This is a genomic window from Sphingomonas sp. HITSZ_GF, assembly GCF_029543155.1.
GTDB lineage: Bacteria > Pseudomonadota > Alphaproteobacteria > Sphingomonadales > Sphingomonadaceae > Sphingomonas.
In genome coordinates this window covers 65,740-88,546 of record NZ_JARQXA010000004.1, presented here as the reverse complement: position 1 = coordinate 88,546, position 22,807 = coordinate 65,740, and the positions used below count along the sequence as shown (strand labels likewise).

Below are 22,807 nucleotides of genomic sequence, written 5' to 3'. Positions count from 1 at the left end.
TAACCAGTTCCCCGGCGGAAGCCGGGGCCCAGGGTCACAAGCGAACCGGTAGAGAAACTCTGTGTCGCGGCTTTTCCGGGGACGCTAGCCCAGCAGCTCGGCCCTGAGCGCCGCCCCGATCCCCGCGGCGCCGTCGCCCAGGATCAGGTGCAGCCGGTTGCCGGAAACCACTGCCTGCCGCGCCACCGTGCCGAGCGCGGCGAGATCCAGCGCCGCCGGATCGGCGACGTCGATCAGCACCCGCGTCGCATTGGCGGAGACGCCCAGCACCCGGGCCGAGCCCAGCGCCGCGCGGATCGCGCCGGTATCGCCGCCCGCAGCCGGGACCGCAGCGACCGGCGCCGCGACCGGTGCCGCCACGCCCGCGCCTACCGCGACGCGCACTTCGGCCGCGACCTGGTCGGCGATCGGCCCCAGCACCACCTGCAACCCGCCGCCCTGCAGCTTGATCACGCCGCGCGCGCCCAGCGCCTTCAATCGCGCCTCGTCCGCCTGGCCATTGTCGACCAGCACCAGCCGCAGCCGGGTGGTGCAGGCATCGACCGAGCGGATGTTCGCCGCCCCGCCCAGCGCCAGCGCGATCGCGGTGCCGCGGTCGCCAGCCTCCGCTTCGGCCGAAACCGTCTCCTCCAGCGGCTCGCGCCCCGGCGTCTTCAGGTTGAAGCGGCGGATGCACCAGCTGAAGGTGAAGTAATAGATCGCGGCATAGGCCAGCCCGACCGGGATCAGCAGCAGCGGCTTGGTCGCCAGCCCATAGTTCAGCACATAGTCGAACAGCCCCGCCGAGAAGCCGAAGCCCAGCTTCACGCCGAGCAGGTCCATCAGCACCATCGCCGCGCCGGTCAGCACCGCATGGATCAGATAGAGCACCGGCGCGAGGAAGATGAAGCTGAACTCGATCGGCTCGGTCACGCCGGTGAGCAGCGAGGTCAGCGCCAGCGACAGCAGCAGGCCGCCCACCGCCTTGCGCCGCTCGGGCAGCGCGTTGCGGTACATCGCCAGGCAGGCGGCGGGCAGGCCGAACATCATCACCGGGAAGAAGCCGGCCATGAACGATCCCGCCGTCGGATCGCCCGCGAAGAAGCGCTTGATGTCGCCGGTCGCGCCGTGGAAGTCGCCGAGCAGGAACCAGGCGATGTTGTTGATGATGTGGTGCAACCCGGTGATCAGCAGCAGCCGGTTGAGCAGCCCGTAGAGGAACAGCCCCAGCGATCCGGCGCCGAGTACCCAGTGGCTGAGCGCGTCGATCCCCGCCTCGAACCACGGAAAGCCGAGGCCAAAGGCGGCGGCGAACACGAGGCCCGCGAGCCCCGAGACGATCGGCACGAAGCGCCGCCCGCCGAAGAAGGACAGGTAATCGGGCAGCTTGATCGCGTGGAAGCGGTTGTAGAGCAGCCCGGCGACGATGCCTGACGAGATGCCCACCGGCACGCTCAGCTTGGAGATTTCCTTGGCGCGCCACGCCGCCTGTTCGAGCGCCGCCGCGCCGGCAAGATCGGGCGGCAGGTGCAGCAGCACCTTGGCGCCTTCGGTCGCGACCAGATAGGTGACCACGCCGGCGAGCGAGGCCGCGCCGTGATTTTCCTTCGCCAGCCCCACTGCCACGCCGGCGGCGAAGAGCAGGCCGAGGTTCGAGAAGATCGCATCGCCCGCCGCCGCGATGAACGGCACATCGAGCATGTCGGCCTGGCCCAGGCGCAGCAGCAGCGCCGCGATCGGCAGCACCGCGATCGGCAGCATCAGCGCGCGGCCGAGCGGCTGCGCCTTGGAGAGCAGGGCGGAAGGACTGAAGCTCATGCGGACGCCTCCATGGCGAGAGCGCGGACTTCCGCCGCGGATTGGGCGTCGCATGCCTTGTCGGCAAGCGCCTTGCACGCCGCCATGTCGAACCGGGCGACCGCAGCCTTCACGCCGGGCACCTGCGCCGGCGTTGCGCTCAGCTCGGTGATGCCCAGCCCTATCAGGATCGGCGCGGCGAGCGGATCGGAAGCGAGTCCGCCGCACATCCCGGCCCAGCGGCCGGCCGCGGCGGCGCCCTTGCCGACTTCGCGGACGAGGCGCAGCACCGCGGGGTGCATCGCGTCGATCCGCTGCGACACCGCGGCGTTCCCGCGATCGGCGGCGAGCGTGTATTGCGTCAGGTCGTTGGTGCCGATCGACAGGAAATCGGCTTCGCGCGCGATCTGCCCGGCGAGCAGCGCGGCGGCGGGGGTCTCGATCATCACGCCGAGCGGGATCGCCTCGCGCACGCCAAGCTCGGCGCGCACTTCGTCGAGCAGCGCCCGCACCGGCCGGTAATCGCCCAGGTCGGCGACCATCGGCAGCATGATCCGGCACTGGGCGGCGGGCACCGCGCGCAGGATCGCGCGCAGCTGGATGCGCATCAGGTCGGGCCTTGCCGTCGTCAGCCGCACGCCGCGCAGGCCGAGCGCCGGGTTCTCCTCGCGCTCCATCGGCAGATAGGGCACCGGCTTGTCGCCGCCGATGTCGAGCGTGCGCACGATCAGCGGGCGCTCGCCCAGCGTCGTCGCGATCGCCGAATAGGTCTCGCGCTGCTCCTCCTCGCTCGGCGCGGTCTCGCGCTCGAGGAACAGGAATTCGGTGCGCAGCAGCCCGCAGCCTTCGGCGCCGGCGCTCACCGCGGCGGCGGCATCGGCGACCGAGCCGAGATTGGCGAAGACTTCGATCCGCACCCGGTCCGCCGTGTGCGCGGCGGTGTGCGCAGTAGCCAGTTCGCGGGCGCGGCGTTCCCGCAACGCCGAAAGCCGCGTGCTCGCCTCGGCCAGCGCATCGGCATCGGGGTCGACGGTGAGCGTACCGGCATCGGCATCGAGGATCACCGGCGTGCCGTCGGCGATCGCCAGCACGCTCTCGCCGGCGGCGACCAGCATCGGCACCCCGGCCGAGGCGGCGAGGATCGCGACGTGCGAGGTCGGCCCGCCCTGCGCGGTGACGATCCCGGCGAGCCGCGCGGTGTCGAGGTTGAGGAACTGCGAGGGCAGCAGGTCATCGGCGAACAACACCGTGCCCTTGGGAATGGTGAGCTTCGGTCCGGCGGTGTCGCCCATCAACCGCCCGATCACCTGGCGCTCCAGGTCGGTGAGGTCGGCGATGCGCTCGATCAGCAATGCGTCGCCGGTGGCGCGCAGCGCGGCGCGGGCGTCCTGCGTGGCGGCGCGCCAGGCAAAGGCGGCGCTGCGCCCCTCGGCGATGTGGCGCGCGGCGGTGGCGGCGAGCTCGGGATCGGCGAGCAGCGCGCGGTGCGCCTCGGCGATCTCGGCGGCAGTGCCGTGTGCGCCGTCGAGCCCGGCGGCGGTGGCGGCGGTCGCGCTGGCCAGCGCCGCCTGCTCGGCGGCGATGCCCGTGCCGTTCTCGGGCACGTCGAGATCGGCGCTGCGCAGCTGAAAGGCCTGGCCGATGGCGAGCCCGGGCGCGGCGCGGACCGGGCCGGCGTTCGCGGGTGCGGACGCCTTGGCCACCGATGCGTGCGCGGCCTCGTGGAAATTGGCGAGGATAAGCTCCGCCACGGCATCGACCGCGGCCTGGGCGTCGCCGCCGCGCGCGACGATGCGCACTTCCTCGTCCTTGCCCGCGCCCAGCCCGAGCAGCGCGATCGTGCTGCGCGCATTGGCGCTGCGATCCGCGGCATGCAGCGCCACTTCGGCAAGGAAGGGCTTGAGCGCGGCGACGATGCGCGCGGCGGGGCGCGCATGGATGCCGTTGGCCGCAGTGACCCGCACGACACGCTCGGCGCCAACATCGGAGGCCATAGCGTCCGCAACGATCGCGTCCGTCCGCAGGACCTGCCCGACAACCGCCCCGGCGGCCACCGCCCGGCCCAGCGAACCGAGCTCGAGCGTGTAACCTTCGCTCGCCATGATGACCGGAGTGATCAGGGCGCGCGCGGCGGTGGCGACGGCGTCGAGGTCGAATTCGATCAGCGCCTGGCCCTGCGCGACCCGCTCGCCCGCCGCCACCCTGGCGGCAAAGCCCTTGCCGCCCAGCGCCACCGTCTCCAGCCCGATGTGCAGCAGCAGATCGGCGCCGTTGTCGAGCCGCAGCGTCACCGCATGCCCGCTTTCGGGGACATTGATCACCTCGGCCGCGGCCGGCGCGCGCAGCACGCCCTCGACCGGGTCGATCGCGAAGCCGTCTCCCATCATCCGCTCGGCGAAGACGGGGTCGGGCACTTCCTCCAGGGGTGCCAGCCACCCCGCGAACGGGGCGGTCAGCGAAACGGCATCGCTCAAGGGACCAGCTCCACCGATTCCAGCGCCCACATCGGATTCACGCCGTTCGAGGCATAGTCGATGCAGATATTCTCGTTGCCCTGCCTGAGCGGCAACGGCGCGAGCAGCCGGGTCAGCCCCGGATTGCCCACCGCCGCGGCCAGCGGCAGCGTCGCCAGGATCGGCCCGGTGCAGGTGCCGGCATGGACGCGGAACTCGCCCGCGGGCGTCGCCGCCGGCGGGATCTTCACATGGTCGATGTCCTTGCCCAGCTGGAAGTTGAACGGGATCTGCCCGACGGTGAGCGCCACGGCCTTCACCCCGCCGGTCGGGGCGTCGTTCCACTGCCAGCAGGGCTGGAAGATATCGACGAGGAACACCGCGCGCTTGCCGGTCGCCGGATAATCGTCCTCGATCCCCAGCACTACCTTGCCGGCGCAGGTCTTGATGTCCTCGTCGGTGCGGAAGCGCACCGCGCGCCCGTCGACCATCCGGTCGATCGCCCCGCCGACGCTGCTGTCCGCCAGGAAGCTCGCGGCGCGCAGCCGCGTCGGCAGCTGCATCTCGATCGGCGCGCTGTAGAGCGGCGAGCGGGCGGTCACCGGCGTGCCGTCGGTGGTGTAGCGCATCGCCAGCCCCGACTGGTTCTCCAGCGCCACCGTCACGGTCTTGGCGCCCGCCTTGTAGTCGAGCTTGGGATGCACTTCGAAGGCGCTGGTCGCCGCATCGAGCCCCAGCGGCTTCATCCGCGCGAGCTGCGGCACCAGCCGCTGGACGAACTCTGCATAGTCGCGCCCCTCGGGCTTCGACCAGCCGATCTCGGCCACGGCGTTGGCGCGCGGGAAGATCGCCCAGCTCGCCCGGGCATCGGTGCGCATCCGCTCGGACCACAAATTCGCCTGGAGCCCCAGGATATGATGCTGCTGCTCGGCCGGGATCTGGTCGACCGGGTCGTAGCCATAGACCTGCTTGAGGTCGATCAGCGTGCCGCGCGCCGGCGGCTCGTTCGGGCCCCAGCCCTGGCGGTTGTCGAGATAGAGGATCGGCGACGGGCTCATCACCGCGTCATGGCCCTTCTTCGCGGCCTCGATGCCGCCCTTGATCCCGCGCCACGACGTCACCGTCGCATCGGCGGGCATGTCGTCGCCTTCCAGGATCTCGTCCCAGCCGATCAGCTTGCGGTCATGCGCCTGGAGATAGGTGGCGATGCGGCGCATGAACCACGCCTGCAGCGCCGTCTCGTCCTTGAGGCCCAGCGCCTTGATCTTCGCCTGGATGACCGGCGACGCCTTCCACTGGTCCTTGGTCGCCTCGTCCCCGCCGACATGGATGTACTTGGACGGGAACAGCTCCATCACTTCGCCGAGCACGTCCTCGAGGAAGCCGAAGGTCTTGTCGTCGACATTGTAGAGCCAGGGGAAGATGCCGGCGTCGCTCTCGATCCCCTTGGGCACCGGCTGGGCGCTGGCCAGCTCGGGATAGGCGCGGATCGCCGCGAAGGCGTGGCCCGGCATCTCGATCTCGGGCACCACGGTGATGTTGCGCTTGGCGGCATAGGCGACGATCGAGCGAATCTCGGCCTGGGTGTAGAAGCCGCCCATCTGCGGCAGCTTCGGCGCGCCCGGCGCCACCGCAGGATAGCGCCAGCCCGAGACGCTGGTCAGCTTGGGATATTTCTTGATTTCGATCCGCCAGCCCTGGTCGTCGACCAGATGCCAGTGGAGCGTGTTGAGCTTGTTGACCGCCATCCAGTCGATCAGCTGGCGGACATAGGCGGGCGAGCGGAAGTTGCGCGCCACGTCGAGCATCACCCCGCGCCAGCCGAAGCGCGGCGCGTCGTCGATCTTCAGGCCGGCCAGGGTCACCGCGCCGGTGCCGCTCGCCTGGGTGGCGGTCTGCCACAGCGTGACCGCGCCGTAGAGCAGCCCGGCATCGTCGCCGGCAGTGATCGTCGCGCCGTTCGCGCCGATCTCCAGCCTGTAGCTCTCGGCCTTGCCGGTCGCGCCGCGGACGAAGCGGATCGCGGCATGCGGCGATGCGGCGGCGGTGCGCAGCGTGAGCCCGCGCGAAAGCTTGAGCAGCGCAATCAGCCGGTCCGCCGCGGCCCGGGCGCCGGCATCCCCGGCGGGCACCAGCACCGGCGTGCTCGCGGTCAGCGCGAAGCGGCCCGGCGCGGGCTGCATCGCGGCGGGTGCCGGCAACAGGCGCGGCAGCTGCTGTGCCGAAGCAGGGACGGCCGCGGCGAGAGTGGCAGCGGCGGCGAGGATGGCGAGACGGAGGGTGATCACGCTTGGGGCTCCCGGCTTGGATCCCGCGAGCTTAGGCGGCTTCGCGGTCCAGGCAATCGCGGCATGCAGGGCGTGCATGGCCCGCGGATAAGAAAAAGGGGCGGCGGGTGGTGCGATCGCTCGTCCATCCGCCGCCCCAGTGCACTACACCAGGTTGGAGATCAGAAGTTCACGTTCACGGTCGCGAGCAGCTTGCGGCCGTTCTTGTACACGCCGCGCGGCAGGCGCTGCGTGTTGGCATAGGCGTAATACTGGCTGTCGGTCAGGTTCATGCCCGACAGGGTCAGGCCGACTTCCTTGGTGATGTTCCAGGTCGCCGACACGTCCACATTGGCGGCGTCGCGGACATACATCTGGTCGCCGCGGTCGATGCCCGTGAAGTATTTCGAGCGCCAGGTATAGGTCGCGCGCAGCGCCACCGGGCCGCTCTCGAAGAACGGGCTCAGGCTGGCCTGGTGCCGCGAATTGTACGGCAGGTCGGCGCCGGTGCTCGAGGAGCCGTCCGAATAGGTGTAGTTCGCCAGGATGCCCAGGCCGAAGGCCAGGCTCTGCTGATAGGCGATGGCGAAGCCCTTCACTTCGGCCGATCCCGCGTTGAACGGGCGGGCGATCTGATAGGTCGTCACCATGTTCTGCGAGGTGTTGAAGTGCTGCTCCGCGACCGTCTGGGTCAGGATGTAGTTGCTGATGTCCTTGTAGAACACCTCGCCCGACAGGATCGCCCGCGGCGCCAGATACCATTCGAGCGACGCGTTGAAGTTGTTCGACTTGTAGGGCTTCAGGTCGGGGTTGCCGCCGCCGCCGGTGAGGATCTGGTCGGAGAGCCAGAAATAGTTGGTCTCGTCGGCATAGTTCGGGCGGGCGATCACCTGCGCCGCGGCGAAGCGGAACACCAGGTCCTTCTTCACGTCGGCGATGATGTTCACGCTGGGCAGCACATTGTCGTAGCTGCTCTTGGTCGTCTGCCACACCCAGTCGGTCTGCGCGTTGCAGGTCGCGCCCGGCTTGCAGACATAGCCTGCGCTGTCGGTCGCGGTGTGGACGTAGCGCACGCCGAAATTGCCGCGGAAGCCGCCGGCATCGAAGTTCGCCTGGGCGTAGAAGGCGTGGATCTGCTCCTTGATGTCCCAGTTGCCCGCAGTGAATTCCGAGGCGGCGAACTTGGACGGCACCGGCAGGTTCGGACGGCCCTGGACATAGTTCACCATCGAATTGCCGTTGATGATGAAGCGGCCGGCCATCTGGTCGTTGATGCCGTCGAAGCCCGACAGATAGTTGCCGGAGACGGTGCTGGTGTCGAAGGCGCTCGCCGGCTGGGTGAAGCCGTTGGCGCCGGCAAGGGCGACGCCCTCATATTGCTGGCCGGTCTCGTGCTGGCGATATTTGTAGCCGAGCTGGATGCGCTTCAGCACGCCGTCGAACTTCAGGCCGAAGTCCGCCTGGCCATAGCGCTCCTTGTCGGTGGTCGGCTTGTTGACCAGGTTGCCGCTCCAGCCGGAGTCGGTGACGAACGCCGCCGGGTTACCGAGCACGTTGCTGCCATAGCTGATCGTGCCGGGCTTGTCGGGCGCGCCGCTGATGTCGACGGTGTAGTCGGCCCAGTTGAGGAACTCGAGGAACACCTGCTTCTTGGTGCCGCCGTCCGCGTCGGACACGCCGCCCTCGACGTTCAGGTCCCAGTGCACGTCATCCCAGCCGATCTGGCCGTGGAAGGTCTGCGAGTGCATCTCGGCGACGCGGTACTGCGCGTCGAGCACCGAGAGCGCGTTGTGGAAGCTCGCCTTCGTGACGATGCCGTCCTGCACGGTCAGCCCGGTCAGCGCGCCGGCGCTGTTCCAGACATTGCCCGGGAAGGCGTACATCGACTGGTTGAGATTGTCATAGGTCGCGTCGATGCGCAGCCAGTCGGCAGTGATCGTCAGCTCCTCGACCGGCTTCCACTGCGCCGTCGCCGAATAGGTCAGGCGCTCGCGGGTCTGCTCGAAATAGGAAGTGCCGAACGCGTTCGGGAACTTGGCGGTCGGGTTCGCGGCCAGCGTGGTCGCGCAGGTGCCGGTGCAGTTGCCCGTGGTGATCGAGCTGGTGCCGGCGTCGTTCACGCCGTTCCAGAAGTTCGCGTTGATCGTGCCGTAGCTCTCCAGGCCGTCGCGGCGCAGCTGGTCCTTGCTGCGCTGGAACGAGGCGAGGACGCCGAAGGTATCGCTCTCATTGTGCCAGCTGACCAGCGCCGAGCCCTGCACGTCGCCCTTCTTCGAGCGATCGACATAGAGGTAGCTGAGCGAGCCGGCGACGACGAGCGGCTTCAGGTCGAGCGGCTTGCGGGTGAGCACGTTGACGGTGCCGCCGATCGAGCCTTCGTCGATCCGCGATTCGACCGACTTATAGACGTCGACGCGGTTGACGAGCTGCGGCGCGAGCAGCGCATAGTTGAAGGTGCGGCCCGGATTGTCGAGGATGAACCAGTCGGCCGAGGCGACCGTCTGGCCGTTGAGCAGCGTGCGGTTCAGCGCCGGATCGGTGCCGAGGATCGAGACCTTCTCGCCCTGGCCGAACTGGCGGTCGACGGTGACGCCCGGAACCAGCGTCAGCGCTTCGGCGACGTTGGTGTTGGGAAACTTGCCGACATCTTCGGCCGAGATCGAGTCGACGATCGCATCGGCCTTGCGCTTGGCGTCGATCGACTGGGCAAGCGAAGCGCGGAAGCCGGTGACGACGATCTCGCCGTCATCGGCCGCGGGCGGCGTGGTGTCTTGTGCATGCGCGGCGCCGCTGAGCAGCGCCATCGCGCTGGCGGTACCGATAAGAAATCCCCGGATCCCCATGTCTCATCCCCTTGGTCAGATGACTTCAACGTCAGATTCTTAGATTCTTGTGGCAGCCCTGAAAGACCAGTCGCATACCAATATCCAGACCATTCCTTAGAGTGGGCGGCCCGTCAAGACGGATTCTTACAACCACATTACGACCAGACGAAATATTTTTGCTGACATGTGGTACGATATTGGTACTAGTGTTGCATCCGGCACACAGCCGGTCGATTATGGGGAACCGATGCCAACGCTGGCTGAAAAGATCAGGCCGCTCGACGGAGCAGGCCGCGGGCCGCTTTACCGGCAGCTCGAGACCGCGTTGCGCGAGGCGCTGCGCGACAATCAGCTCAAGCCCAACGAAGCGCTTCCCCCGGAGCGCGACCTTGCCGCCGATCTCTCGGTCTCGCGGATCACGCTGCGCAAGGCGATCGACAAGCTGGTCGACGAGGGGCTGCTGGTCCGCCGCCACGGCGCCGGCACCTTCGTCGCCGGCCGCGTCGAGAAGCAGTTCGCCAAGCTCTCCTCCTTTTCCGAAGACATGGCCTCGCGCGGGCGCACCGTGCGCAGCGAATGGCTGATCCGCGAATCGGGCGTGGTCACCGGCGAGGAATCGCTCACCTTCGGGCTCAGCCCGGGCACCGCAGTCTATCGCTTCAACCGTATCCGCTATGCCGACGATGTGCCGATGGCCGTTGAGTTCGCGATCATCCCGGGCTTCGGCTTGTCGGGTCTCGAAGCCGTCGATTCGTCGCTCTATGCCGCGCTCGAATCGACCGGCAACCGGCCGGTGCGCGCGCTCCAGCGCCTCCGCGCCGCGCTGTGCGATGCCGAGCGCGCCGCGCTGCTCGGCGTCGAGGTCGGCGCCCCCGTCCTCTATATCGAGCGCCGCGGCTTCCTGGCCGACGGCCGGGTGATCGAGGCGACCACCAGCTGGTATCGCGGCGACGCCTATGACTTCGTCGCCGAACTCGACATGCGGGGCTGAACGACATGACCAACCCCGAATCGACCAAGATGTTCGCCGAAGCCGGCGAGGCCGGCGCCGCGGTACGCCGCCAGCTGGACCAGAATGGACCAGTGGTACGCGAACTGGGCGCCCAATTGCGCACCACCCGGCCGCGCGGCGTGCTCACCTGCGCGCGCGGCAGCTCCGACCATGCCGCAACCTTCGGCCGCTACCTGATCGAGACCCGGCTCGGGCTGCTGACCACGTCGGTCTCGCCGTCGGTCGCCTCGGTTTACGGCGTCGAGACCGATTATTCGGACATGCTCGCGCTCGGCATCTCGCAATCGGGCAAGAGCCCCGACATCCTCGCCGCGATGCGCGCGGCGAGCGACAGCGGCGCGCGCACCGTCGCGATGGTCAATGTCGAGGATTCGCCGCTGGCGACCGAATCGGACACGCTGGTGCCGCTGCGCGCCGGGCCCGAGATCAGCGTCGCCGCCACCAAGTCGTACATCGCCGCACTCGCCGCCCAGCTCCATCTGGTGAGCGAATGGGCCGATGACGCCGCGCTCAAGTCCGGCCTCGCCGCGCTACCCGATCTGCTCGAAGCGGCCTGGGCCGCCGACTGGTCGCCGCTGGTCGAGCGGCTGCTCGATGCGCGCGGCCTCTATGTCATCGGCCGCGGCCTCGGCTTCGGCGTGGCGCAGGAAGCCGCGCTCAAGTTCAAGGAAACCTGCGGGCTCCATGCCGAGGCGTTCAGCGCCGCCGAGGTCCGCCACGGCCCGATGGCGCTGGTCGGCCCCGGCTTCCCGCTGCTCGTCTTCCGTCAGGACGATGCGACGGCCGACGGCGTCGACGAGCTGGTCGCGGACGTGCTGGCGCGCGGCGGCGAAGTGCTGGTGAGCGGCGGCCAGGTGCCCGGCGCGATCCATCTGCCCCACCCCGCCGCCGGCCCGGCGATCGAGCCGATCCTGCAGATCCAGGCTTTCTACCGCGCCGCCAACGCGCTTTCGATCGCGCGCGGCTTCGATCCCGATCGGCCGCCTTCGCTCGCCAAGGTCACCGAGACGGTCTGATGCAGGCGCTGATACCGACACGCGCGCTGGTCGACGGCGCGCTGCACTCCGGCGTCGCCGTGCTGATCGACGGCACGCGCCTGTTCGGCGTGGTGCCGGTGCCGGCGCTGCCCGCCGATGCCAAGGTGCAGCACCTCGCCGGCACGCTCGTCCCCGGCTTCATCGATACCCAGGTGAATGGCGGCGGCGGCGTGCTGTTCAACGATTCGCCGACGGTGGAGGGCATCGCCGCGATCGGCGCCGCGCATCGCCGCTTCGGCACCACCGGCTTCCTGCCGACGCTGATCAGCGACGATCTCGAGGTGATCCGCCGCGCCGTCGCCGCGGTCGATGCGGCGATCGAGGCCGGCGTGCCGGGCGTGCTCGGCATCCATATCGAGGGCCCGTTCCTCAACGTCGATCGCAAGGGCATCCATTCGGCGGAGAAGATCCGCCCACTCGATGCCGAGGGCATCGCCGCGCTGACCGGCCTCAAGCGTGGCCGCACCTTGGTCACGCTCGCCCCCGAGCGCGTGGCGATCGCCGATATCGAGGCCCTGGTCGCCGCCGGCGTGGTCGTCGCGGCCGGGCATACCAATGCGCGCTACGAGCAGGCCAAGGCGGCGGTGGCCGCGGGCATGCGCGGCGTCACCCATTTGTTCAACGCGATGTCGCCGCTCGGCTCGCGCGCGCCCGGCATGGTCGGCGCCGCGCTCGATTCGCCCGAGCTGGTCTGCGGCATCATCGTCGACGGCCATCATGTGAGCCCCGCCACGCTGCGCCTGGCGCTGCGCTGCAAGCCGGCCAGCGGCTTCATGCTGGTCACCGACGCGATGCCCACGGTGGGATCGGACACCAGCGAGTTCATGCTCCAGGGCCGCCACATCACCGTGCAGGACGGCGCGGTGCGCGGCGACGACGGCACGCTCGCCGGATCGCATCTCGACATGGCCTCGGCGGTGCGCAACACGATCGAGATGCTCGGCGCCGATCTCGCCACCGCGGTGGAGATGGCCAGCGCCAGCCCCGCCGCGCTGATGGGCCTGGCGGGCACGCATGGCCGGATCGCGCCGGGCTATGCGGCAGACCTGGTGCTGCTCGACGATGCCGGCAACGTCGCCGCCACCTGGATCGGCGGAGCGTAAGCCCTTTGGCCTTCCTTTTCCCCGGCGAAAGCCGGGGCCCAGGGTTTCTCTGCCGCATCGCTCGTGACCCTGGGCCCCGGCTTTCGCCGGGGAACAGCACTTGGCCACAGCTTGCCCCGCTCCGCCCACAGGCGTAGCGCAGCCCGATGACCGACTCCACCAAGGCGCTCGACTATGTCGAGGCGCATCTCGACGACAGCCTGGACCGACTCTTCGCGCTGATGCGCGTCCCCTCGGTCTCGACCGATCCTGCCTATGCCGAACAGTGCCAGCATGCCGCCAGGCTGCTGTCCGACGAACTCAATGGCCTGGGCTTCACCGCGCGCGTCGCGCAGACGCCGGGCCATCCGATGGTGGTCGCGCACCACGATGGAGACGGCCCGCACATCCTGTTCTACGGCCATTACGACGTGCAGCCGGTCGATCCGATCGAGCTGTGGCGGCGCGATCCCTTCGATCCGGTGATCGAGACGCGCAGCGACGGCGCGAAGCAGATCGTCGGCCGCGGCGCCTCGGACGACAAGGGCCAGCTGCGCACCTTTGTCGAGGCCTGCCGCGCCTGGAAGGAAACCGAAGGGCGCCTGCCCTGCAAGGTGACGATCCTGTTCGAAGGCGAGGAGGAATCGGGCTCGAAGAGCCTCGAGCCCTTCCTCCACGAGAATGCCGAGGAGCTTAAGGCCGATTTCGCGCTGATCTGCGACACGCTGATGTGGGACACCGAGACGCCGGGCCTCACCATCGGGCTGCGCGGCATGGCCGCCGGCCAGGTGACGATCCGCGCCGCGTCGCGCGATCTCCATTCGGGCCTCTATGGCGGCGCGGCGCGCAACCCGATCCAGCTGCTCTGCACGATCCTGGGCGAGATGAAGGATGCCGATGGCCGGGTGACTCTCGCCGGCTTCTATGACGGCGTGCCCGAACTCGATCCCGCGGTGCGCGCGAGCTGGGACGCGCTCGGCTTCGACGCCAGGGAATTCCTCGGCGAGATCGGCCTCAGCGTCCCCGCCGGCGAGAAGGGCCATGACGTGCTCGAGCAGGTCTGGTCGCGGCCCACCGCCGAAGTGAACGGCATCTGGGGCGGCTATACCGGCGAAGGGTTCAAGACCGTGATCCCGGCCGAGGCGCATGCGAAGGTGAGCTTCCGTCTGGCCGGCGCCCAGAATCCCGAGAAGATCTGGGCCTCGTTCGAGGACCATGTCCGGTCGCGCCTGCCCGCCGATTGCACCGTCGAGTTCACCGGCCGCGGCCCGGGCAGCCCGGCAGTGAGCGTCCCGAGCGACAGCCCGCCGCTGGAAGCGACCCGCGCGGCGCTCGACGCCGAATGGGGCAAGGCCGCGCTGATCGGCTGCGGCGGCGGCATCCCCGTCGTCACCTCGATCTCGAAGATCCTCGGCATGGACACGGTGCTGGTCGGCTTCGCGCTGAACGACGACAATATCCACTCGCCCAACGAGAAATACGATCTGAAGAGCTTCCACAAGGGCATCCGCTCCTGGGTTCGAATCCTCGCGAAGATCGGCGAAATGGCGAAGGTTCCCGCCTGATCGCGCTGGCCCGAATCGCCCGGCTGGGGTAGATTCGGGCCATGGGGAACGGGGCTCGATTGATCACGGTGATGCTCGGTTGCGCGGCGCTGGCGGCGTGCAAGCCCGATGCCCCCAAGCCGGTGCAAAAGGCCGAAGCCGCACCGGTCGCCACCACGCCTGCCCCCGCCGCGGGGCCGCTCCAGGCCTGGCTGGTCGGCAGCTGGTCGTTCGAATCGAGCTGCGCCAGCGACTTCATCGCCCATTACGGCGCCGATGGCGCGCTCGACAACAGCGGCGAGCTCGGCAGCTGGGCCGTGAACGGCGATACGATCACCGAGACGATCCGCGAGCGCTATGACAGCGCGGAGAGCGACGGATCGCAAAAGGTGAACCCGCCCGAGACGCGCGACTATACGGTCGAGCGTCTCGACCAGGATCACGGCATGATCACCTATCAGGGCCGCAAGGTGCCGATGCTGCGCTGTTGACGGCGCGGCCCGCGCGGCCGATAGCGGGGCCATGGTTCCCCTTTCGTTCGCCGGCCACGAGTTGATGGCGCTGCCCGAGGGCGCGCTCTACTGGCCCGCGCGCGCGGCGCTGCTGGTGGCGGACCTGCATTTCGAGAAGGGCAGCTGGTTCGCGCAGCGCGGCCAGATGCTGCCGCCCTATGATTCGATCGCGACGCTCCATGCCGTGGCGGCGCTGGCCGAGCGCACCCGGGCGCGCGAGCTCTGGTGCCTGGGCGACAGCTTCCACGATTCGGAAGGCTGCGCGCGGCTGCCGGCGGATGCCCGCGCGCTGCTCACCGATCTCACCACCCGGCTCGACTGGCGCTGGATCACCGGCAACCACGACAGCCTGCTGGTCGATCCTTTTGGCGGCGCGATCCTCGCGGAAGCCGAGGTCGACGGGCTGATCCTGCGCCACGAGGCCGAGCCCGGCGATCCGCGCCCCGAGCTTTCCGGCCATTTCCACCCCAAGCTGCGCCTGCGCGTCCGCGGGCGCCAGGTGGCCCGGCGCTGCTTCGTCGCGTCCGCCACCAAGCTGATCCTGCCCGCCTTCGGCGCGCTCACCGGCGGGCTCGACGCGCATCATCCCGAGATCGTCCGCGCCGTCGGCAGCAAGGCCCAGGCGCTGGTCGCGCTCGACGACCGGCTGCTCCGCTTCCCGCTCGCCGCCTAGCTTGCAATGTAGGATTTCGGCTGCTTGGCGCTGGTGGTCGGCGCGCTGCCGGCCGCTCTTTGGCCCTGTAGGAAAGATAGGAAAACCCTCGCGTAAGAAAATTACGCGATGCGGCGCGCTACGCGGGATTGAGTCGACCCAGGCGCCGCGAAAATCGGCCCTTGGCGTGTACTTCATGTACTTTGGCGGCTCAGCGCGGCGCGCGCGGTAGGAAGGCCTAGTCGGTCTTGCGCGCTTCGATATTGGCGCACTCGATCGGCCCCTGGCCGACCACCGCGCATTTGCCGTTGCCGATCACGCGCACCACGCCACTCGACGTGGCGCTGACCTGCGAATTGTAGCGCACCCCGACGGTCAGTGCGCCGGTGCTGCCCGAGACGAGCACGGCATCGGCACTGGTGAGCGCCGCCGCATCGAGGCTGGTCGCGCCATAGAGCCGCACGCGCAGGTGCAGCGCATTGCCCGCGAGCGTGACGACGCCCTCGCCCGCGGTGGTCACGCTCAGCTCCTGCGCATCGACCTTGGCGACATCGATCCGCCCGGCGCCGTTGAGCGCGATGTCGATGCGGTTGCTGGTCAGCGCGGCGATCTTCAGGATCGTGCCGCCATTGGTCTGCACCATACGCAGCCCGGGCACCGAGACGCGGATGCGCACCGTGCCGGCCGCCTTGCCGGTAGCCGGGCCAAGCGCCTGCAGCCCCGAATTGAGCACCAGCGTGCCCGCCTCGACGCGCACGCCCACCTTGTCGATCGCCGCGCGGTCGCCGCTGATCGTCACCCCCGGCGATCCGGGCACGACTTCCACCGCGAACGGGCCATCGATGCGCAGCCGGTCGAAGCCGGTGACCATCACCTTGCGCTCGTCGCCGGGCGCGGCGGCACCGAGGAGGAGCAGGAACGGAGCGAGGGCGAGCCGATGCATCGGCCCACCCTCGCCCGGGTTCAGCGCTTAGGCAAGCTCAGGAGCAGCGCGCCTCGCCGGGGCCGGTCGCGCTGACCGCGCATTTCGCGCCGCCGGTCAGGTCGACATCCCCCGGGCCGGTGATCGAGATCGAGGCGCCGCCGGTCACATTGCCCTTCATGCTGCCCGGGCCCATGATCGAGATGCTCGCGCTCGACGCGGTGAACTTGCTGGCGTCGATGTCGCCGGGACCGGTGATCGAGGCGTTGAGGCGGCCGCCGCTGCCGGCGACGGTGAGGTTGCCCGTGCCGGTGATCGAAAGGTCCGCGTCGGTGGCTGCGAGCGCGGCGATGTCGAGATCGCCGGTGCCGGTGATCTTGCCGTGAAAGTCGCCCTCGGCCTTGTCGACCTTCACATTGCCGACGCCGGTGAGCGTGACACCTGTCAGCTTGGGCAGGGTGACGTGCACCTTCACGCTCTGCCCGTCATTGTTGCCCCAGGAGAAGCCCCGATGGTCCTTGCGGCCGACGCGCAGCGTCCCGCCGACCACTTCGATCACCAGTTCGTCGAGCATCGCGGTGTCGCCCTCGGCAGTGACCGCAAACTGGGGGCCATTGGTCACGTCGACATCGTCGACGCCGGTCTGCTCGATCGTGGTGAAGCCCTTCGCGTCATAGCTGCGCTTGGCGACGACGCCGCTCGGCTTGGCGCCGTCGGGGCCATTCTTGCCGTCCTTCTCCCAGCTGGCGTGGCAGGCCCCCGTGGCCATCAACGGCACCAGGGCCAGGGCGATCAGGCTGCGCATAACTTCCTCCCGAGACGATGTGTGTTGCAATGGCAATACACCATGTGCCGGACAAGGAAAAGGGGCGGTTTTCATTCCGCCCCTCTCCAAGGTACCGATGCTGATCTGGATCAGGCCGGAACCTTGTCCTTGTTCCAGGTCACCGCGGCCTTGCGCAGGATCTCCAGGATCTTCTCGAGCGCGGCCGGCTCGTCGATCTCTTCCATCGCCGCGAGCTCGCGGGCGAGGCGGCTGGCGGCCGCTTCGAAGATCTGACGCTCCGAATAGCTCTGCTCGGGCTGGTCGTCGGCGCGGAACAGATCGCGGACCACTTCGGCGATCGACACGAGGTCGCCCGAATTGATCTTCGCTTCATATTCCTGGGCGCGGCGCGACCACATGGTGCGCTTGACCTTGGGCTTGCCCTTGAGCGTGTCGAGCGCTTCCTTGAGCGTCTTGTCGCTCGAAAGCTTGCGCATGCCCACGCTCTCCGCCTTGTTGGTGGGAACGCGCAGGGTCATCTTCTCTTTTTCGAAACGCAGCACGTAAAGCTCGAGCTGCATGCCCGCGATTTCAGATTTCTGGAGTTCGATTACACGGCCAACGCCGTGCTTGGGGTAAACGACATAATCGCCGACATCGAAGGACAGCGCCTTTGCAGCCATGTGCGAGGAACCTTTCGTGATAACCGGCCCCGACGGGCTCGGCGTCCACCCCGGCGGATGCAGGGCGGGCTGGTCGGGGCGACTTCTCTTTGCTTCTCCGGGCGGAGGTGAGTCTTCCTCCGTCGCGCCCCATTTAACACGCTTGCAATAAAATTACCAGCCAAACGACACCGTTTGTCTGCGCAAAAATGCAGTTTCTCGCGGGATTCTGTGGATTTTGCGGCCCTGGCCGCCAAATCGGGTAAGCTTAGCTGCCCGATCCCGGCTCCTGCGAGAAATATTGCTCGAGCTTGTTCGGCACATCCTTCATCGCGTCCGCATCGGCGGGCACGTCGCCCTTCTGGGTGATGTTGGGCCAGGACTCGGAATAGGTGCGGTTGAGCTCCAGCCACTTTTCCAGGCCGTTCTCGGTATCGGGCAGGATCGCCTCGGCCGGGCATTCCGGCTCGCAAACGCCGCAATCGATGCACTCGTTCGGATTGATGACGAGCATGTTCTCGCCCTCGTAGAAGCAATCGACCGGACACACCTCGACACAATCCATGTACTTGCACCGGATGCAATTGTCGGTGACGACATAGGTCATGGAAACGGCCCCTTGGAACGGAAATCTGCGGGTCCTGCTATGCCTGTGGTTTCGCTGCGTCAATCAATAGGCGCTTCCTGCGAGACGTTCGCAGTGACGCTAAGGTCCTGATAGCAGGCGCGCCCTTCCGCCGGCGGGCCTCGGCGCGTCGGCAACTGCTCGATCCGCACCACCCGCACCTTGCCGTAGAGCGGAAAGGCGAGAACGCAGCCCACCCGCACCGCCGCCGAGCTGCGCTCGATCCGGCGTCCGTCGATGCGCAGCGTGCCCTTCTCGGCGATCGCCTGCGCAGCCGATCGCGTGCCGGCAAGGCGCGACCACCAGAGGAAGCGGTCGACCCGCATCGTGGCGCCGGGCTCAGCCATGCTTCAATTCCGCCAGTGCCGCGAAGGCGTTGTCCCGCGGCGGCGCCTTGGGCTTGGGCGGCGCGACCAGCCCCTGCCAGATCCAGCGCTGCGCCTCACCCTCGGCGCCGCGCGCGGTGCGAAAGCCGAGCTGCGCCATAAGCCGCGCCAGCGTCTCCGGCGTGAGCCCCATCGACGTGGCAAGCGCAGGATCGGGTGCGAAGGGCCTGCGACCCTGCCGGCTGTCATGCGCGGCGCGCGCGATCCGCTCGACCAGGTCGACGCGCACGGCCTGGGCACCCAGCGGGCGATAGCCATAAGCGAGGTCGGCGCCGGGCGCGCTGCGCGGCAGCACCGTGGCGCCTTCGCGCGGCACCGCGGCCAGCCCCATCAGCTCGCGCCGCCAGCGCGCCGCAGCCGGCTTGAGCAGCGCCGGTGCGAACAGGTCGAGCGTGCCGATCGTCACGCCGATCCGGCGCAGTCGCTTGCGCGCCTCTAGATCGAGCGCCTCGACCAGATTGGCGGCAGCGCGGCGCGGCAGCAGGCCGCCGGCCTCGAGCAGCGCACTGGCCAACGCCCGCAGCGGCGAGCCTGCCTCCGGATCGCGCGTCGCTTCGTCGAGCTTGCCGAGCACGGTCAGGCGCGTGCCGATCTGATCGGCGAACCAGCGATCGAGCCGGGCCTGCACGGCAGCCTTGGCGGCGGGGTCGAGGACATCGAGCGAACGATCGAGCCGGATACGCGGGCGGGCGATATTGGGCCCTGGCTCCAGCGTCGCCACCGTCACGCCGCGCCATGCGAGCGCCGCGCCGGCGAGCGAGATCGCTGCATCTTCCGCTTCGGCCAACGCCGCGCCGCGCTTCCTGTACTCTCCGCCCAGCCTTTTCTCCGCCGCCGCGAGCAGCATGCGCTTGTCGGCCGCCCGTGCCTCCGGTGCCACGGTGAAGCGGAAGCCGGTGAGCGTGCCGAGCGGATGCTCCTCGACGCTCACTTCGCCTTCCGGCCCTATCGTCACCGGCAGGTTCGAGGCGTCGGCGCCGATCTGGCGGAGCAGCACGGTGGTGCGCTTGTCGACGAATCGCTGGGTAAGGCTGGCATGGAGCGCATCGGACAGCTTCTCCTCGATCGCCCGGGTGCGCTCGGCCCAGTGGATCGGATCTTCCAGCCAGTCGGCGCGGTGCGCGATATAGGCCCAGCTGCGCGCTGCGGCGATACGCCCGGCGAGTGTCTCGACATCGCCGCCCATATTGTCGAGCCGGGCGATCTCGTCGGCGAACCACTGGTGCGGCACATGGCCGCGCCCCTCGGAGAGATGGCCGAACAGGCGCCCGACGAAGCGGCTGTGCGGCTCGGCCCCGAGCTTGCGGAAATCGGGCAGGCCGCAGGCGGCCCAGAGCCGCTTGACCATCGCCGGCGAGCGCACCCGATCGCGCACCCAATCCTCTTCGGACAGCCGCTTGAGCACCGACAGGTCGATCGCCTCGGGCGCGGCGCGCAGCACTTCGCTGTTCGGCTTCGCCTCAAGGCTGCCGATCAGGTCGCCGATGCTGGAGAAATCGGGCTCGCCTTCGCGCCAGTAGAGCTTTTCAAGCGGCGGAACCCGGTGCGCCTCGATCGCCAGCACTTCCTCCGGCGTGAAGGCGTTGGGCCCTTCCTCGTGCAGCGCGCCGAAGCTGCCGTCCTTCTGGTGGCGCCCGGCACGCCCGGCGATCTGCGCCATCTCCGCCACCGTCAGCCGGCGCTGGCGGCGGCCGTCGAACTTGTTGAGCGAGGCGAAGGCGACATGGTGGACGTCCATGTTGAGCCCCATGCCGATCGCATCGGTGGCGACGAGATAATCGACCTCGCCGGCCTGGAACATCGCGACCTGGGCGTTGCGGGTGCGGGGCGACAGCGCGCCCATCACCACCGCCGCGCCGCCGCGGAGCCGTCGAAGGGCTTCGGCCACCGCATAGACTTCCTCGGCGCTGAACGCGACGATCGCGGAGCGCCTCGGGAGCCGCGACAGCTTCTTGGCCCCGGCATAGCTGAGCGTCGAAAAGCGCGGTCGGCCGATGACTTCCGCTTCGGGCACCAGCGCCTTGAGCATTGGCTTCAGGCTGTCCGAGCCGAGGATCATCGTCTCCTCGCGGCCGCGCGCGCGCAGCAGCCGATCGGTGAAGACATGGCCGCGCTCGGGATCGGCGCCGAGCTGCGCCTCGTCCAGTCCGACGAACGCCACCTCGCGCTCGAGCGGCATCGATTCCGCCGTGCACAGGAACCAGCGCGCCTTGGGCGGCAGGATCTTCTCCTCGCCGGTGATCAGCGCCACTTCGGCGTCGCTGCCCTTCATCCGGACGACGCGATCATAGACCTCGCGCGCCAGCAGGCGCAGCGGAAAGCCGATCATGCCGCTGGCATGACCTGCCATCCGCTCCACTGCCAGGTGCGTCTTGCCAGTGTTGGTGGGACCCAGCACCGCGGTGATCTCGGAACGCGCGAAACGACTCATTGCGGCTCCCAAGATCGTTCCGAGTCGCCCCTTAAGCAACTCCCCCGGGTTGGCCTTTCGGCTTAACCATGTTGGAAACACTGCCAATTATGGTGAAAGCTTCGCTTCATCTGCGACGTGCCACAACTCGCCGCACGAGTCGGCCCTGAACCGGGTGCTTAATTTGACTTTAAGTCCTGCCTTGCACAGTGATCTGCCCTGTAGCCGGGGGTTTACGGCACGTTATCGACGACCTTTTGGGGGGCGTTGCGCCTTGTATTTGCGTAGTGACCATGGAGAAGGCCTGAGCGGCGGCGCTGCATCTGCGCGCGCCGGTGTGCCTCCGCATGGGTTCGCGGCGCGCCTGGCCGAGCGCTTCGCCGACTTCGAATTCGCCCCCGATCTCGGCTCGCGCATCGGCTCGCTGACCTGGTATCGCGGCGCCGCGACCTGTGTCGGCCTGATCACCGCCGCGCTGCTGCTCGCCCCCGGTTTCGAGAACCCGATCTACGGTTCGGTCCCCGCGCCGCTTTCCGGCGCCGAATGGGATGCGACCCAGGCCCAGGCGATCAAGCCGATCGGCATGGGCTCGGCCACCGGCGTGCAGGTTGCGGCGACCAATCTGGTCACCCCGCTGACCGACACGCCCGAGCGACCGATCCTCGAGGGCAGCACCAAATATACCGGCTCGCTGCTCGGCTCGCTGCTCCGTTCGGGCATGGGCAAGACCGACGCCAACCTGGTCGAGCAGCTCGTCACCAAGGCCGTGGCCAGCGACGGCCTCCAGCCCGGCACGCTGCTCGACTATACGCTGGGCCGCCGCACCGACAAATCGCAGCCCCGCCCGCTCGAGAAGCTCGAGATGCGCGCGCGCTTCGACCTGAAGCTCGAAGTCGCCCGCAATGGCGGCGCGCTCAGCCTCAAGCAGATCCCGATCGCGATCGACCGCACCCCGCTGCGCATCCAGGGCACGATCGGCGCGTCGCTCTATCGCTCGGCCCGCGCCGCCGGCGCGCCGGCCAAGGCCGTCGAGAGCTATATCCGCACGCTCGCGACGCGCATTCCGGTTTCGCGGCTCGATTCCGGCTGCAAGTTCGACATCATCCTGGGCCAGGCACGCGCCGAAACCGGCGAAGTGCAGCTGGGCAACCTGATGTATGCGGGTGTCAGCGGCTGTGCGAACAAGCTGCAGCTCGCCCCCTTCGAGCAGGGCGGCAAGACGACCTGGTTCGACGGTCTCGGCCGCGGCAGCACCACCGGCGCGATGGCGATGCCGGCCAATGGCCGCATCTCGTCGAACTTCGGCATGCGCCGCCATCCGATCCTCGGCTATACCCGGATGCACAAGGGCATCGACATCGCCGCGCCCTGGGGCTCGCCGGTGTTCGCCGCCAGCGACGGCGTGGTCAAGTTCGCCGGGCGCGCCTCCGGCTATGGCAGCCTGATCCGCGTCGTCCACAACGCGACCTACGGAACCGGCTATGCGCATCTCAGCCGGATCTATGTCCGCAACGGCGAGCGCGTGCGCCGTGGCCAGCGGATCGGCGCCGTGGGCAATGAAGGCCTGTCGACCGGCCCGCACCTCCACTACGAGCTCTACAGGAACGGCGTGCCGGTGAACCCGCGCTCGGTTTCCTTCGCCAGCACCCAGCAGCTCACCGGAGGCGACCTCGGCGAGTTCAAGGCGCAGATCAGCCGGCTGCTCGCCGTGCCCGTGGGCCATGGCGCGGTGAAGGACGCCGACGACTAAGCGCGGTTCGGCATGCCCGGCGTGCCGAACATCGCCTTCCTACAGTGCGCCACCCGGCAACGCGTCAAAGTACGCGAAGTACACGCCAAGGGCCGATTTTCGCGGCGCCCGGCTTGAGTCAATTCG

General features: G+C 68.7%; 17 protein-coding genes. 7 read left to right on the top strand and 10 right to left on the bottom strand.

What is annotated here, in order from left to right; all coding sequences use genetic code 11:
• Positions 1-84: 84 nt before the first annotated feature.
• The 4 genes from nagE to P6144_RS12115 all read right to left on the bottom strand — a co-directional run bounded on the left by nagE (position 85) and on the right by P6144_RS12115 (position 9,339).
• On the bottom strand, positions 85-1,797 hold the full coding sequence (nagE, locus tag P6144_RS12130) for an N-acetylglucosamine-specific PTS transporter subunit IIBC (protein WP_277768029.1): 1,713 nt from the start codon (positions 1,795-1,797) through the stop codon (positions 85-87).
• A complete protein-coding gene (gene ptsP, locus P6144_RS12125; RefSeq protein ID WP_277768028.1) occupies positions 1,794-4,250 on the bottom strand; it encodes a phosphoenolpyruvate--protein phosphotransferase in 2,457 nt (818 codons plus the stop codon). Before ptsP ends, nagE begins: the two co-directional genes overlap by 4 nt.
• A complete protein-coding gene (locus P6144_RS12120; RefSeq protein WP_277768027.1) occupies positions 4,247-6,517 on the bottom strand; it encodes a family 20 glycosylhydrolase in 2,271 nt (756 codons plus the stop codon). Before P6144_RS12120 ends, ptsP begins: the two co-directional genes overlap by 4 nt.
• 161 nt (positions 6,518-6,678) lie before the next feature.
• Complete coding sequence (locus P6144_RS12115) at positions 6,679-9,339, bottom strand: TonB-dependent receptor (protein ID WP_277768026.1); 2,661 nt, start codon at positions 9,337-9,339, stop codon at positions 6,679-6,681.
• 229 nt (positions 9,340-9,568) lie between these two features.
• Here P6144_RS12115 and P6144_RS12110 point away from each other — a divergent pair, with 229 nt between their 5' ends.
• The 6 genes from P6144_RS12110 to pdeM all read left to right on the top strand — a co-directional run bounded on the left by P6144_RS12110 (position 9,569) and on the right by pdeM (position 15,181).
• The gene (locus P6144_RS12110; protein WP_277768025.1) at positions 9,569-10,312 is read left to right on the top strand and encodes a GntR family transcriptional regulator; all 744 of its coding nucleotides are present in this window, start codon (positions 9,569-9,571) and stop codon (positions 10,310-10,312) included.
• Between the two features lie 5 nt (positions 10,313-10,317).
• Entirely contained in the window at positions 10,318-11,349 is a 1,032-nt protein-coding gene (locus tag P6144_RS12105; RefSeq protein WP_277768024.1) for an SIS domain-containing protein, read from the top strand.
• Entirely contained in the window at positions 11,349-12,473 is a 1,125-nt protein-coding gene (gene nagA, locus P6144_RS12100; protein WP_277768023.1) for an N-acetylglucosamine-6-phosphate deacetylase, read from the top strand. The genes P6144_RS12105 and nagA overlap by 1 nt, the downstream gene beginning before the upstream one ends.
• A gap of 146 nt (positions 12,474-12,619) precedes the next feature.
• Positions 12,620-14,017 (top strand): M20/M25/M40 family metallo-hydrolase, encoded by a 1,398-nt coding sequence (locus P6144_RS12095; protein WP_277768022.1) that lies wholly within the window; start codon positions 12,620-12,622, stop codon positions 14,015-14,017.
• 41 nt (positions 14,018-14,058) lie between these two features.
• Positions 14,059-14,487, top strand: a complete 429-nt coding sequence (locus P6144_RS12090) for a hypothetical protein (protein ID WP_277768021.1) — start codon at positions 14,059-14,061, stop codon at positions 14,485-14,487.
• A gap of 31 nt (positions 14,488-14,518) precedes the next feature.
• Positions 14,519-15,181, top strand: a complete 663-nt coding sequence (gene pdeM, locus P6144_RS12085; RefSeq protein ID WP_277768020.1) for a ligase-associated DNA damage response endonuclease PdeM — start codon at positions 14,519-14,521, stop codon at positions 15,179-15,181.
• Between the two features lie 217 nt (positions 15,182-15,398).
• On the opposite strand, the gene P6144_RS12080 is transcribed toward pdeM, so the two are convergent.
• From P6144_RS12080 to P6144_RS12055, 6 genes are all read right to left on the bottom strand, one after another.
• The gene (locus P6144_RS12080) at positions 15,399-16,103 is read right to left on the bottom strand and encodes a DUF2807 domain-containing protein (RefSeq protein WP_277768019.1); all 705 of its coding nucleotides are present in this window, start codon (positions 16,101-16,103) and stop codon (positions 15,399-15,401) included.
• Between the two features lie 37 nt (positions 16,104-16,140).
• Positions 16,141-16,887 (bottom strand): head GIN domain-containing protein, encoded by a 747-nt coding sequence (locus tag P6144_RS12075; RefSeq protein WP_277768018.1) that lies wholly within the window; start codon positions 16,885-16,887, stop codon positions 16,141-16,143.
• 110 nt (positions 16,888-16,997) lie between these two features.
• Positions 16,998-17,531 (bottom strand): CarD family transcriptional regulator, encoded by a 534-nt coding sequence (locus P6144_RS12070; protein WP_116839720.1) that lies wholly within the window; start codon positions 17,529-17,531, stop codon positions 16,998-17,000.
• A gap of 247 nt (positions 17,532-17,778) precedes the next feature.
• Entirely contained in the window at positions 17,779-18,117 is a 339-nt protein-coding gene (gene fdxA, locus P6144_RS12065) for a ferredoxin FdxA (RefSeq protein WP_277768017.1), read from the bottom strand.
• Positions 18,118-18,176: 59 nt separating this feature from the next.
• Complete coding sequence (locus tag P6144_RS12060) at positions 18,177-18,482, bottom strand: S4 domain-containing protein (protein WP_277768016.1); 306 nt, start codon at positions 18,480-18,482, stop codon at positions 18,177-18,179.
• Complete coding sequence (locus P6144_RS12055; protein ID WP_277768015.1) at positions 18,475-20,952, bottom strand: helicase-related protein; 2,478 nt, start codon at positions 20,950-20,952, stop codon at positions 18,475-18,477. Before P6144_RS12055 ends, P6144_RS12060 begins: the two co-directional genes overlap by 8 nt.
• Before the next feature lie 316 nt (positions 20,953-21,268).
• Here P6144_RS12055 and P6144_RS12050 point away from each other — a divergent pair, with 316 nt between their 5' ends.
• Positions 21,269-22,681, top strand: coding sequence for a M23 family metallopeptidase (locus P6144_RS12050; protein ID WP_277768014.1), 1,413 nt, complete (start codon positions 21,269-21,271; stop codon positions 22,679-22,681).
• Positions 22,682-22,807 lie beyond the last annotated feature (126 nt).